Source organism: Streptomyces sp. NPDC001002 (assembly GCF_053599215.1).
Map to the genome: position 1 here is coordinate 68,543 of NZ_JBSFLV010000037.1, position 12,823 is coordinate 81,365.

14 protein-coding genes are annotated in these 12,823 nt (G+C 70.7%); 8 read left to right on the forward strand and 6 right to left on the reverse strand.

Annotated features, from left to right (window positions below; all coding sequences use genetic code 11):
• The first annotated feature begins 219 nt into the window (after positions 1 to 219).
• The 3 genes from ACWDR3_RS18920 to ACWDR3_RS18930 all read left to right on the forward strand — a co-directional run bounded on the left by ACWDR3_RS18920 (position 220) and on the right by ACWDR3_RS18930 (position 2,034).
• Entirely contained in the window at positions 220 to 1,095 is an 876-nt protein-coding gene (locus ACWDR3_RS18920; protein ID WP_450353632.1) for an undecaprenyl-diphosphate phosphatase, read from the forward strand.
• A gap of 140 nt (positions 1,096 to 1,235) precedes the next feature.
• Entirely contained in the window at positions 1,236 to 1,415 is a 180-nt protein-coding gene (locus ACWDR3_RS18925) for a hypothetical protein (RefSeq protein WP_124000535.1), read from the forward strand.
• Positions 1,416 to 1,464: 49 nt separating this feature from the next.
• The gene (locus ACWDR3_RS18930; protein ID WP_450353633.1) at positions 1,465 to 2,034 is read left to right on the forward strand and encodes a chloramphenicol phosphotransferase CPT family protein; all 570 of its coding nucleotides are present in this window, start codon (positions 1,465 to 1,467) and stop codon (positions 2,032 to 2,034) included.
• 12 nt (positions 2,035 to 2,046) lie between these two features.
• Here ACWDR3_RS18930 and ACWDR3_RS18935 read toward each other — a convergent pair whose 3' ends face one another.
• Positions 2,047 to 2,787 carry an SDR family NAD(P)-dependent oxidoreductase gene (locus ACWDR3_RS18935; protein ID WP_450353634.1) on the reverse strand — a complete coding sequence of 247 codons (741 nt, stop codon included), beginning with the start codon at positions 2,785 to 2,787 and terminating at the stop codon, positions 2,047 to 2,049.
• A gap of 205 nt (positions 2,788 to 2,992) precedes the next feature.
• Here ACWDR3_RS18935 and ACWDR3_RS18940 point away from each other — a divergent pair, with 205 nt between their 5' ends.
• Positions 2,993 to 4,150, forward strand: a complete 1,158-nt coding sequence (locus tag ACWDR3_RS18940) for an FAD-dependent monooxygenase (protein WP_450353635.1) — start codon at positions 2,993 to 2,995, stop codon at positions 4,148 to 4,150.
• A gap of 22 nt (positions 4,151 to 4,172) precedes the next feature.
• Here the strand turns inward: ACWDR3_RS18940 and ACWDR3_RS18945 are convergent, their stop codons facing one another.
• The gene (locus ACWDR3_RS18945; protein WP_450353636.1) at positions 4,173 to 5,159 is read right to left on the reverse strand and encodes an MsnO8 family LLM class oxidoreductase; all 987 of its coding nucleotides are present in this window, start codon (positions 5,157 to 5,159) and stop codon (positions 4,173 to 4,175) included.
• Positions 5,160 to 5,259: 100 nt separating this feature from the next.
• Between ACWDR3_RS18945 and ACWDR3_RS18950 the strand changes: the two genes are divergently transcribed.
• A complete protein-coding gene (locus tag ACWDR3_RS18950; protein WP_450353637.1) occupies positions 5,260 to 5,745 on the forward strand; it encodes a nuclear transport factor 2 family protein in 486 nt (161 codons plus the stop codon).
• Positions 5,746 to 5,817: 72 nt separating this feature from the next.
• Positions 5,818 to 7,383, forward strand: coding sequence for an apolipoprotein N-acyltransferase (gene lnt / locus ACWDR3_RS18955; RefSeq protein ID WP_450353638.1), 1,566 nt, complete (start codon positions 5,818 to 5,820; stop codon positions 7,381 to 7,383).
• Here the strand turns inward: lnt and ACWDR3_RS18960 are convergent.
• Positions 7,307 to 8,212 (reverse strand): Gfo/Idh/MocA family protein, encoded by a 906-nt coding sequence (locus tag ACWDR3_RS18960; protein ID WP_450353639.1) that lies wholly within the window; start codon positions 8,210 to 8,212, stop codon positions 7,307 to 7,309. The genes lnt and ACWDR3_RS18960 overlap by 77 nt on opposite strands.
• A 108-nt stretch (positions 8,213 to 8,320) precedes the next feature.
• Here ACWDR3_RS18960 and ACWDR3_RS18965 point away from each other — a divergent pair, with 108 nt between their 5' ends.
• Both ACWDR3_RS18965 and ACWDR3_RS18970 read left to right on the forward strand, forming a co-directional pair.
• On the forward strand, positions 8,321 to 8,836 hold the full coding sequence (locus ACWDR3_RS18965; RefSeq protein WP_450353640.1) for a DinB family protein: 516 nt from the start codon (positions 8,321 to 8,323) through the stop codon (positions 8,834 to 8,836).
• Between the two features lie 151 nt (positions 8,837 to 8,987).
• Positions 8,988 to 9,455: a hypothetical protein gene (locus ACWDR3_RS18970; protein WP_450353641.1), complete on the forward strand. Its 468-nt coding sequence runs from the start codon at positions 8,988 to 8,990 to the stop codon at positions 9,453 to 9,455.
• Positions 9,456 to 9,483: 28 nt separating this feature from the next.
• Here the strand turns inward: ACWDR3_RS18970 and ACWDR3_RS18975 are convergent, their stop codons facing one another.
• From ACWDR3_RS18975 to ACWDR3_RS18985, 3 genes are all read right to left on the reverse strand, one after another.
• Complete coding sequence (locus ACWDR3_RS18975; protein WP_450353646.1) at positions 9,484 to 10,065, reverse strand: hypothetical protein; 582 nt, start codon at positions 10,063 to 10,065, stop codon at positions 9,484 to 9,486.
• A gap of 129 nt (positions 10,066 to 10,194) precedes the next feature.
• Entirely contained in the window at positions 10,195 to 10,878 is a 684-nt protein-coding gene (ung, locus tag ACWDR3_RS18980) for a uracil-DNA glycosylase (protein WP_450353642.1), read from the reverse strand.
• A 118-nt stretch (positions 10,879 to 10,996) separates the two neighbouring features.
• Positions 10,997 to 12,580, reverse strand: coding sequence for an ABC transporter substrate-binding protein (locus tag ACWDR3_RS18985; protein WP_450353643.1), 1,584 nt, complete (start codon positions 12,578 to 12,580; stop codon positions 10,997 to 10,999).
• Positions 12,581 to 12,823: the final 243 nt, after the last annotated feature.

A 12,823-nucleotide genomic window follows, 5' to 3' on the forward strand; every position in this document is an offset into this window, starting at 1 on the left:
ACGTAAGCTGCGCCCCCGTCGCAGGTCAACACCCTGTTGCGCGAGCGGTCGGCCGGCCGGCGCCCAGGACCGGTATCCACCAGAGCTGTCGGTGAAGACCCTGTGCCGGGCCTGTCCTCCCGGGACGCTAGGCTTCCTTGGACTCACCGTGATCACCGCGCCCGGCGGCGCGGTGTGCCCGTCGCCCCGTCACGATCAGCGCTTGGACTCCGTAACTTCATGTCTTGGTTTGAATCCCTCATCCTCGGACTCGTCCAGGGGCTGACCGAGTTCCTTCCCGTCTCCTCCAGCGCGCATCTGCGGCTGACCGCGGCCTTCTCCGGCTGGAAGGACCCGGGTGCGGCCTTCACGGCGATCACGCAGATCGGCACGGAGGCGGCGGTGCTGATCTACTTCCGCAAGGACATCGGGCGGATCATCTCGGCGTGGGCACGCTCCCTGTTCAACAAGGAGATGCGCGGCGACCACGACGCCCAGATGGGCTGGCTCGTGATCGTCGGCTCGATTCCGATCGGCGTGCTCGGGCTGCTGTTCAAGGACCAGATCGAGGGGCCGTTCCGCGATCTGCGGATCACCGCGACGATGCTGATCGTCATCGGCGTGGTCATCGGCATCGCCGACCGGCTCGCGGCGCGCGACGAGTCGGGCGGCAAGCACCGCGCCCCCAAGCAGCGAAAGACGCTGGAGAACCTGGGCGTTCGGGACGGCCTGATCTTCGGTATCTGCCAGGCGATGGCGCTGGTCCCGGGCGTCTCCCGGTCCGGCGCCACCATCAGCGGCGGCCTGTTCATGGGCTACAAGCGTGAGGCCGCGGCCCGTTACTCCTTCCTGCTCGCCATCCCGGCCGTGCTGGCCTCCGGCCTGTTCGAGACCAAGGACGCGCTGGAGAAGGGCCATGTCGACTGGGGCCCGACGATCTTCGCGACGGTGATCGCCTTCTTCTGCGGATACGCAGTCATCGCGTGGTTCATGAAGTTCATTTCACACAAGAGCTTCATGCCGTTCGTCTGGTACCGCATCGCGCTCGGCATCGTCATCATCGCGCTGGTCTCGACCGGCGCACTGAGCCCGCACGCTGCGGAGTCCGCAGGCTGAACCGCCGGGCGGGGCAAGGGATTTGAGCTGACCCTGGAGTCAGTACGAGCGGCCGTTCCTCGTCGCCCGTGACCAATCACATACGAGTTGAGTAGCCACCTGGTAGCGCACTGTCAGTGCTTGCCCCTAGGCTTGTCGGCATGTCCCCCGATTCCCTGACCCCTGGTTCCGTGCGGTCCGCTGCCGAGGTGAACGAGCGGATCCGCGCCCTGTGGCTCCGCGCCGGCGGCTCCCTGTCGGCCCAGGAGCGCGCGGAGTACGAGCTGTTGGTGGTCGAGTGGGCGGCCGCGATCCGAGGCACCGTCATCGAGGCGGCCTGAACGCCGGCTGAGCCGCGGCTGAGCGGAGGGCGTCTGCGATGATCCCCACGTGGAGCATCTGAGCAGCGTCCCGCCCCGGCAGGGGCTCGTCATCTTCCTCAACGGCACGTCCAGTTCGGGCAAGTCGAGCATCGCGGCGGAGCTGCTGCCTCTTCTCGACGAGCCGTACTTCCATCTGCCGGTCGACGCGTTCCACGCCATGCGCTCCCGCAATCCGATCCCGCCCGACGAACTCGCCACCGTCCTGCACCGGACCTGGCGGGGCTTCCACCGAGCGGTCGCCGGGATGGCCGCCGCCGGGAACAACGTCGTCGTGGACCACATATTCAGCGCCGAATGGCGACTGCGGGACTGTCTGTCCGTTCTGGTGCCGCAGGACGTCGTGCTCGTCGGAGTGCACTGCCCGGCCGAGGAGTTGGAGCGCCGCGAACGCGAACGCGGCGACCGCCCGGTCGGCCTCGCCGCCGCCCAGATGGAACAGGTGCACGTGCACGGGATCTACGACATCGAGTGCGACACCGCAGAGCTGACGGCCCGTGAATGCGCCCTCCGCATCAAGGAGTTCCTGCCGGACAGGCCCCGGCCGACGGCGTTCGAACGGCTCCGCGACGCGCGATAGAGGCCGGCGCCGTCAACGCCCGCCCGCCACCCGCAGCACCGCCCCCGTCACATACGACGCCTCCGACGACATCAACCACGCGACCGCCGCCGCGATCTCCTCGGCCCGCCCCGGTCGGCGCAGCGGGATGCCGGGGGCCATCCGCCAGGCGCGCTCGGCATCGCCCATCGTGGCGTGCATGTCGGTGTCGACGGCGCCCGGCGCCACCGCGTTGACGCGGACCCCGTCCGGACCGAGTTCCTTGGAGAGCCCCAGCGTCAGCGCGTCGACCGCCGCCTTGGTCGCCGCGTAGTGGACGAACTCGCCGGGGCTGCCCAACGTGGCCGCCCCCGAGGACACGTTGACGATGACACCCCTCCCCCGCGCCGCCATCAGCTGTGCCGCCCGGCGCGAACACAGCAGTGTCCCGGTGACGTTGACGTCGACGACCCGGCGCAGGTCGGCGGTCTTCGTGTCGGCGAGGCGTCCCAGCGGCCCGGTCACGCCCGCGTTGTTCACCAGCCCGGTCACGGGCCCCAGTTCGCACTCCGCCACGTCGAAGAGGTGCTCGACCTCGGCCTCCACGGACGTGTCCACCCGCACGGTGAGACACCGGCCGCCGGCCTTGCGCACGCCCTCGGCCACCCGCTCGGCCGCGTCGGCGTCCCGGACGTAGCCGACGACCACGTCGTGGCCGTCCGCGGCAAGCCGCAGACAGGTCGCGGCGCCGATTCCCCGGCTGCCACCGGTGACGATCGTGACGGGGCGGGTCATGGGGGCCTCCAGACATCGGGCAGATGATCGATCATCGATCACCCTAACCCTTGGGTGGCCGGCTTGAGCGACCCCCGTCACACACGGAATCCATCGGAGCCCACCCCTCGGACCCATCCCACGCGCGACTACGGCCGAAATGCCTGGCACGGCAGCGGAGTTCCGTTCGGTAGCCTGCCCCACCCGACGGGCGAGGGGGCACGCCATGAGAGCGATCGTCGTGGGCGCGGGCATCGGCGGACTGGCCGCGACGCTGAGCCTGCGTCGCGCCGGTCACGAGGTCACTCTCGTCGAGCAGACGGCCCGGTTCACCGAGATTGGCGCCGGGATCCAGCTCGCGCCCAACGCCACCCGCGTACTGCGCCGGCTCGGCCTGCTCGACGCGGTCGCCGCGCACTCCGTCCGCCCCTCCCACGTGAGCTTCCGCACCTGGTCCGACGGGTCCGAGATCTGCCGCTACGACCTCGGCCGCGCGGCCGAGGAGGAGTTCGGTGCGCCGTATCTCCAGGTCCACCGGGCCGATCTGCACCAGGCCCTGGCCGCCGAGGTGCCGCCCGACTCGGTGCGCCTGAACACCGCTGTCGTGGGCATCGACCAGGACGACAGGTCCGCCGGTGTCACGACGGCGAGCGGTGAGCGCCTGGCCGCCGATCTCGTCGTGGCCGCGGACGGGGTGCGGTCGGCGGCCCGGCAGTGGCTCTTCGGCGCCGACGAAGCCGTCTTCTCGGAGACCGCCGCCTATCGGGCGCTGCTGCCCGCCGACGCGGTGGCCGATCTGGACCTGCCGGAGTACGCCGGCTGGCTCGGACCCGGCCGGCACGTCGTCCACTACCGGGTGCGGCGCGGCGAACTCCTCAACCTCGTCGGCGTGTTCGGCACCAAGGAGGCCCAGGAGTCGTGGACCGCACAGGCCGAACCGGGTGAGCAGGTACGTGAGTTCACGGGCTGGGACCCCCGTGTCCTGGCCGCCCTCGAACGTGCGGGTCGCGTCTTCCGCTACGGCATCTACACCCGCACTCCCCTCTCCCGGTGGAACCTCGGACGGGTGACGCTGCTGGGCGACAGCGCCCACGCCATGGTGCCGTTCCAGGCCCAGGGCGCCGCCCAGGCGATCATGGACGCGGCCGTGCTCGGCGACGCCCTCACGGATGCGACACCGGCCGAAGTGCCGGACGCGCTCGACCACTACGTGCACCGGCGCCTCGCGACCGCCACGCGGGTGCAGGCCAACTCGGCGCGGGCGGGCGGCGATTACCACCTGCCCGACGGGCCCGAGGCGCGGGCGCGAAATGCTCGTATGGCGGCCTACATGACCGAGAACAGGTTCGGTCCGCACTCGGCCGCGTGGGGAACCGACAGCTAGGCAGCCGCTTCCCGTGTGCCCGTCAGGAAGCCGCCTCCAACCTGCCGAATTCCGCGACCAGTTCGTACGACCTCAGTCGGTCGGCCAGCGCGTACACCGGTGTCACCAGCATGAGTTCGTCCGCGCCCGTCAGGGCCGCCAGGTCGCTCAGTTGCTTGGCGACGGTCTCGGGGGTGCCGTTGGCCTGCGCGGCGCGGAAGCCCGCCAGTGCCTGGGCCTCCCCCTCGGTGAAGACGTGGGCGGCCGCCTCTTCGGGCGTGGGGAAGGGGAAGTCGCTCTGGTCCTTGAGGAGTCCGGCCTTGACGACGTCCATCGGGCCGCCCAGCCAGGCGGCCCGCTCCTGCGTGTCGGCGCACACCGTCTCCACGCACAGCAGCACGCGAGGGCGTTCGCACCAGCGGGACCGGGTGAAGTGCTCGCGGTAATGGGCCAGCGCGGCAAGGGTGTTGTCGGGGCGGATGTGGTGGGCGAAGGCGATCGGCAGGCCGAGTTCCGCGGCGAGCGCGGCACCCGCCGTGCTGGAGGACAGCAACCACGGCTCGGGGAGCGGTCCTTGAGGCACCTCGTCCACCAGGAGGCGCAGGATCTCGGACACGTCCTCGCGGTACTCGGCGTCCGTCGTCGGTCCGGCGCCGCGCCGCAGTGCCCGCATGGTCGGCTCGTCGAAGGTGCCGGGACCGCGGCCGATGCCCAGGTCGATCCGCCCCTCGTGCAGCGCGGCCAGCGTGCCGAACTGCTCCGCCAGCATGATCGGGGCGTGGTTCGGCGCCATGACTCCCCCGGAACCCAGGCGGATCGACGCCGTCGACGCTGCCGCGTGCGCGGTCAGGACGACCGGCGGGAACGCGCCGATCGCCGGGGAGTGGTGGTGCTCGGCGTACCAGAGCCGCTGATAGCCGAGTTGTTCGACGCCCTGGGCGAAGGCCGCGGTGTCTCGTACCGTGTCGACGGCTCGGGCACCCGCCTGGACCATGGCCACTTCGAGGGCGCCGATCGGGATGCTGATCATCGCGCCAGTATAGAAAGCGCGTCCGAGCGCTGATCGGGCGCCGACCGAATATCGTCGCGCGCCCCTTGGCCCGGCACGCGTGACACCCAACACTGATCGCATGACGCAGCGCGTGGAGTTGGCGACCGTGATGGACCGGCTGGCCGTCGACGAGGTGGTCACCGAGTACGCGGTGGCCGTGGACGACGGTGATTGGGAGGCGTATCGAGGACTGTTCACCCCCGAGGGGCGTGCGGACTACCGCTCGGCCGGCGGGATCGAGGGGGACGCGCGGCAGGTGGCCGCGTGGCTGGAGGAGAACTTGCGGCTGTTCTCGATGAGGCAGCATCTCATCGTCAACCGCCGGGTCGCGTTCGGGACCCTGGACCAGGACACCGGCGACACCGCGCGCGTGCGGGCGGATTACGTCAATCCGATGCGCTTCGCCGCGGACGGGACGGAGTCGGCCGCGCCGGACTTCGTGTGCGGCGGGCGCTACTCGTTCGGGCTGCTGCGGACGTACGACGGCTGGCGGCTGTCCGAGGTGCTCGTGCAGGAGAAGTGGCGCCGACTGCCCGAGCCGGCGAAGGCGGGTGTGACCGACTGAACCCGGGGCACTCTGGCCCCGATGATCGAAAACACGCACACTGGAGCCACCCACGGGGTAGGGAGGCGCGCTATGGAGACCGTCGGTCGGTGGCTCGCCTCCCCGTGGCGGCGCTCGGCGATCGCCGTGCTGGCCGGCGCTCTGCCGCTGCTCGCGTTCCCGGCCCCGTCGCTGTGGTGGTTCGCCTACGTGGCCCTGGTCCCGTGGCTGCTGCTTGTCCGCTCCGCGCCGACCGGGAAGCGGGCGGCGTACGACGGCTGGTGGGGCGGGTTCGGGTTCCTGGTGGCCGTGCACCACTGGCTGCTGCCGAGCCTGCATGTGTTCATCTTCCTGATCGCCGTGCTGCTGGGCGCCCTGTGGGCCCCGTGGGGCTGGCTCGTGCACCGATTCCTGAGCGGGGTGCCCGGCCCAGGACGGGTGCTGGCCGCGCTCGCCGTGCTGCCGTCGGGCTGGCTGATGGTCGAGCTGGTCCGCTCCTGGCAGGGGCTCGGCGGCCCCTGGGGCATGCTCGGCTCCAGCCAGTGGCAGGTGGAACCGGCGCTGCGGCTGGCCTCGGTGGGCGGGGTGTGGCTGCTCAGCTTCCTGGTGGTCGCCGTCAACGTCTGCGTGGCCGTGCTCGTCTCGGTGCGCGAGTCCCGGATGCCCGCGGTCGCCGGTCTGGTCGCGACGGCCGCCGCCACCTCGGCGGCCTGGGTGTGGTCACCGCGCCCCGACGTCGACGGGCGGACGCGGATCGCCGTCGTCCAGCCGGGCGTCATCGTCGGCGCCGACCAGCGCTTCGACCGCGAGGAACAGCTCACCCGCACGCTCGCCGACCAGCATCCGGACCTGATCGTGTGGGGCGAGAGCAGCGTCGGCTACGACCTCGCAGGCCGGCCCGATCTGGCCAAGCGGATCGCCGCGCTCTCCCGTGAGACGGGCGCCGACATCATGGTGAACGTGGACGCGCGGCGCTCCGACAAGCCCGGCATCTACAAGAGTTCGGTGCTGGTCGGCCCGGACGGCCTCACCGGCGACCGCTACGACAAGATGCGGCTCGTCCCGTTCGGCGAGTACATCCCGGCGCGCTCCCTGCTCGGCTGGGCGACCTCCGTCGGCAAGGCGGCCGGCGAGGACCGCAAGCGGGGCACCGAGCAGGTGGTGATGAACGTCGGACACGGCCTGCGCGTCGGCCCGATGGTCTGTTTCGAGTCGGCGTTCCCCGACATGAGCCGCCATCTCGCCCAGGACGGCGCCGACGTGCTGATCGCCCAGTCGTCCACGTCGTCCTTCCAGCACAGCTGGGCCCCCGAGCAGCACGCCTCGCTCGCCGCCCTGCGCGCCGCCGAGACCGGCCGCCCGATGGTCCACGCGACCCTGACCGGCGTCTCCGCCGTCTACGGCCCGAGCGGACAGCGCCTGGGCCCGTGGCTGGGCACGGACGACAGCACGGCCCGGGTGTACGACATCCCGCTGGCGACCGGCACGACCGCGTACGTCCGCTTCGGCGACTGGCCGGTGCACGGCGCGATCCTCGTGCTCGCCCTGTGGTGCGCGCTGGAGGGCGCGCGGGCCGTGCGGCTCAGGCGGCCGACCCCTGAACCGCACGTACCACCCGCTCGCACAGTTCGTGAGTCGCCAGCGCATCCCGGGCGCTGAGCACCTTTCCCGCGCGCACCGCGTCCAGGAAGGCGAGGACGGCCTGCTCGATGCCGCGCTGCCGGGCCACCGGCACCCAGTCGCCGCGCCGCCGTACCGTCGGCTGACCCTTGTGGTCGATTATCTCGGCGAGGTTGACCACCTGACGCTTGGTGTCCTGCCCGGACACCTCCAGGATCTCCTCGGCCGAACCGCTCAGCCGGTTCATCACCCCGAGTGCGGTGAACCCGTCGCCGGCCAGCTGAAGCACGACGTGATGCAGCAGCCCGTCCTGGACGCGCGCCCGCACGGTCACGTCGTCGATCGGGCCCGGCACCAGGAACCGCAGGGTGTCCACGACGTGGATGAAGTCGTCGAGGACCATCGCGCGCGGCTCCTCCGGCAGCCCGATCCGGTTCTTCTGCATCAGGATCAGCTCGCGCGGATGGTCGGCGCACTGCGCGTACCCGGGCGCGAAACGCCGGTTGAAGCCGACCGCGAGCGACACGTTCCGCCGCTCGGCGAGCGCCACCAGCCGTTCGGAGTCGGCGAGTTCGTAGGCGAGCGGCTTGTCGACGTACGTCGGTACACCCGCCTCCAGGAGCCGCGTCACGATGTCCGGGTGCACGGCGGTGGGCGCGTGCACGAAGGCGGCGTCGAGGTCCTGGGCGAGGAGCGCGTCGAGGGTCGCGTGCCGCTGCCCGGCGGGGAGGTGGAGGCCGTCGGCGACCCGGGCGAGCGTGGCGGGTGTCCGGGTCTGGAGGTGCAGTTCCACGTCGGCGAGTGCGCCGAGGACGGGCAGGTAGGCCTTCTGCGCGATGTCACCGAGTCCGATGCAGCCGACCTTCACTTGGGCTCCCCTGTCGCTTGCCTGCGCCTGCCTCTACCTGCCCGGAAGCATACGGCGGCGGCGCAAAACCGTTGGTCGGCGGGCGCGTGCCGGGTGAGGATGGCGGCCATGACGAGCATCGAGCGCCACGAACCCCCGACTACCGCCGACGAACGCACCATGCTGGAGGGCTGGCTGGACTACCACCGGCAGACCCTGGCCTGGAAGTGCGAGGGCCTGACCGACGCCCAGCTCAGGACCGCCGCCGTAGCGCCCTCCGAGCTGTCCCTGATGGGGCTGGTGCGGCACATGGCGGAGGTGGAGCGCAGCTGGTACCGCCGGGTGCTCGCGAACGAGGACGCGGGCGCGATCTACTGCACCGACGAGGACCCGGACGGCGACTTCCACCTCACCGAGTCGGACACCTGGGCCGAGGCCCGCGCCACCTGGGAGGCCGAGATCGAGACGGCCCGGCACAACGCGGCCCGCTTCGCCCTGGACGACCTCACCGAGGGCAAGCACCGGCGCACCGGCGAGCAGTTCAACCTGCGCTGGCTGCACACCCACATGATCGAGGAGTACGCGCGGCACAACGGCCACGCCGACCTGCTCCGCGAGCGCCTCGACGGCGCCACCGGCGACTGACGTCACCCGGGCCGCGCACGCCGCCTCCGTACGGGGGCGGAGATCACTCGTGCGGGCCAACCTGTGCTCGTCCGCTGTCGCCCGGGCCGTCGAAGACGCCATTGTTGCGCGGGTGCATCGAACGACGACCACCGCAACGCTCTTGGTCACCGTGGCTGTCTCGGCCCTCTCCGGCTGTGTGACCGTCCAGCGCCCGCCCGCCTCCGGCCCGCCCGCGGCACCGACCCAGCCGTCCGCCCCGCGCCCCGACGGCCGGGCGGAGCCGCAGGTCGTGCAGGCGCCGGCCCGCGAGGCGCTGGAGATGATCGGCCCGTCCCGCCGCCCGGACCCGACCGAGCCGGCACCCCGCACCGCGAAACGGTCGGCGCCGCCCGCGGCCGAGCAGCCACCGGCTCCCCGCTCGCACCCGCAGCCGCATCCGCACCCCCACCCGCGGCAGGCGCACCCGAAGCCGCATCACCCGCACCACGCGAAGCCGCAGCCGGGCGTCGAGATCCCCGACGTGACCAAGCAGGTCCCGAAGAACACGGCGGACGTCTGCGCGCTGGGCCGGAAGTACGGCGGCTGGAAGGCGGACAGCCCGGAGTCACTGATCTGCAAGCAGTCGTACGGGCGGTGAGGGCGGGCGGGAGTGAGCTGGACGTGTGTCAGGGCCGCTGGCGTGGCGGTCCCCAGCCGCCGTCCCCGCTGAGGTCGTCCTCCTCCAGCCGCAGCTCCAGTCTGCCGATGGCCGCCCGTACGCCGTTCCCGTACGGGTCGTCCGCCAGCGAGCCGGCGGCACCTTGGGCTCGGCGCAGATGGGTGCGGGCGGCTCCTCCGCGGCCGAGCTTCACGTAGTCCGCCGCCAGGTTGAGATGCAGCGAGGGGTACAGCGCCCGCACCGCGAGCGCACCCTCGCGCGCACCGGGCTTCTTGCCGTCACCGCCGACGAACCCCCCGTCCGCCTTCGCCTCTTCGTGTTCCGCGAGCCGCTCGTCCGTGAGTTCCTCGGCGGCCGTCAACGCCCGCAGGTCCCAGGCCAGTTCGTCCGCGGGGTCGTCCTGGGTGTCGGCCATGTAGTGGGCCAGTGTGCAGCGGTGCAGGGCGTCGCCGTGCTCGCCGATCTCCGCCCACAGCTGGAGGAAGCGGTCCCTGGCCTCCTCGCGGTCGCCGGCGTGATGCAGCATGACGACCTGTCCGATCCGTGTCATCACGGCATCGGGCGCCGTCTGCTCCTGTCCCTTGGCCACCACGTACTCCGCCCACTCGTCGGCCGGTCGTTTGTCCTCGCCGATGTCCTCACCGACGCTAGCCGCAGGCACTGACATTCCCGGTCAGGCGGCACCGGGCCGGCTCCGTGGGAACCGGCCCGGCGGTGGTCAGCCCAGGTTCGGGACGGTCCAGTCGATCGGGTCGTGGCCCTGCTTGGCCACCGCCTCGTCGATCTGCGTGAAGGGGCGGGAGCCGAAGAACTTCTTCGCGGACAGCGGAGAGGGGTGCGCGCCCTTGACCACCACGTGCCGGGTCTCGTCGATCAGCGGGAGCTTCTTCTGCGCGTAGTTGCCCCACAGGACGAAGACCGCCGGGTCGGGCCGGTCGGCCACCGCGCGGATGACGGCGTCGGTGAACTTCTCCCAGCCCTTGCCCTTGTGCGAGTTGGCCTCGCCGGAGCGGACCGTGAGCACCGCGTTGAGCAGCAGGACGCCCTGCTGGGCCCACGGCATCAGATAGCCGTTGTCCGGGATCGGCGTGCCCAGCTCCTGGTGCATCTCCTTGTAGATGTTCCGCAGGGACGGCGGGACCTTCACGCCGGGTCGGACCGAGAAGCACAGCCCGTGGCCCTGGCCCTCGCCGTGGTATGGGTCCTGACCGAGGATCAGGACCTTCACCTGCTCGTAGGGCGTGGCGTCGAGCGCGGCGAAGACCTCCTCGCGCGGCGGATAGACGGGACCCTGCGCGCGCTCCTCCTCGACGAACTCCGTGAGCTCCTTGAAGTAGGGCTGCTGCAGCTCGTCGCCCAGGACTCCGCGCCAGGACTCGGGCAGCATGGCGGTGTCGGTCACGTCAACTTCCTTACGGTGTGCGGTGAACGGTGGGCGGAGACCGATGCGCGGTCACCGCCAGGTCTCAGAACCTACAGGCGGGCACTGACAATCGGCCCGCACACCGCTCAACCCCGCACTACCAGCTGGTCTTGCGGTACAGCGTCCACATCATCATGATCGTCGACGGGTCCAGCGCCTGCTCCGCACCGGAGATGTCGTCGCTCGCGGCCACGTACTGCTTGCCCTGCCACAGCGGCAGCAGCCGGGCGTCGTCCACGAGGATCCGCTGTGCCTCCTCGAACTCCCTGACCACGTTGGCCCGGTCGCTCACGCCACGCGAGCGCGGCAGCAGTTCGCCGGTGATCTCGGGCGCCGGATAGGGCGTACCGAGCGCGTTCTGTTCGCCGACGAAGGGCGCGATGAAGTTGTCGGCGTCCGGGAAGTCGGGGAACCAGCCGCGCCCGAACACCGGGTACTCGCCCTTCTGGTAGCCCGTCACATACGTCTTCCAGGGCCGGCTCTTCAGGGTGACCGTGAACAGCCCCGAGCCCTCCAGCTGTTGCTTGAGCTCCTGGAACTCCAGCTTGGTGGAGGAGCCGTAGCGGTCGCTCGTGTACCAGAGGGTGAGCGGCACGCGCTCGGTGATGCCGGCGTCGGTGAGCATCGTGCGGGCCTTGGCTGCGCTGGGGTCGCCGTAGTCGTCGAAGAAGCCGGTGGTGTGTCCGGTCAGGCCCTTGGGGACCATGGAGTACAGCGGTTCGACGGTGTCCTTGTAGACCTTGTGCGCGATCGCGGCGCGGTCGACGACCTGGGCGATCGCCTTGCGGACGACGGCCCGTCCGGCCCACGGGTCCTTCGGGTTGAAGACCAGGTAGTTGATCTCGGTGCCGGAGCCCTCGACGAGCTGGAACTGCCCGTCCGAGTCGTGCCGCTGAAGTCCGACGACGTCGTCGGGGTCCAACCCCCGGAAGGCGAGGTCGAGTTCGCCGTGCCGGAGCGCGGCGACCATGGGGGCCGAGTCCCGGTAGTAGTTGATCGTCACGGCGTCATTCCTGCGGTCGGCGTACCCCTTGTAGTTGTCGTTCTTGGCGAGTTCGGCCTTCTTGCCGTCCTCGTAGCCCGCCAGTGTGTACGGGCCCGATCCGTCGACCCCGTTGCCCTTGCGCAGAGCGTTCTCCGGGTACTTCGCGGGGTCGACGATCGACATGGCGGGCGTGGCGAGCACGAACGGGAAGGTGGCGTCCGGCTTGTTGAGGTGGAAGACGACTTCCTTGTCGCCCAGCGCCTGCACCCGGTCGAGGCTGCCGAGCAGACCGGCGGGCCCGCCGTTGACGTTGATCTTCCCGATCCGGTCGATGGAGTACTTGACCGCTCTCGCGTCCAGCGCGTGCCCGTTGGCGAACTTCAGCCCGGAGCGCAGTTCGCAGCGGTACGTGGTGTTGGAGCTGTCCGTGAAGCGGCAGTTGTCGGCCGCGTCGGGCTGGGGAGTGGTCGCGCCGTTGGGGTAACTGAGCAACGTTTGGTAGATGTTGCGAAAAAGTTCCCAGGAACTGTCCCAGGACGCGGCCGGATCCAGGGTGCTGGGAGCACTGGTCGTCCCGACCTCGATGGGTCCCGCGTCGTCCGAGGAGTCCGACGAGAGCACGCCGCACCCGGTCACCAGGGACGATATGGACGCTAGGGCCGCCACCCGTCGTAGGGGGCGATTCCGGTTGAACACGTGCTCGCTCCTCGATCCGCCGTGCCAAGGGTCGGCAGACCATACCGCAGCCTCCGGCCGACACAACCGGGTTCGCGAAAGGGCACTTGATCAGCGACTTTATGACGACGTTGTCAAAGGTCCGTACCTTTCCCGCGCATGGAAGCGGGCGCCGTCGGTGTCCGACGGCGCCCCCCGGCCGTGCGGTTGTGGTGGGCCCCAAAGTAGAAGACCACCCCAGAAAACAAAGACCCCAAATGGTTA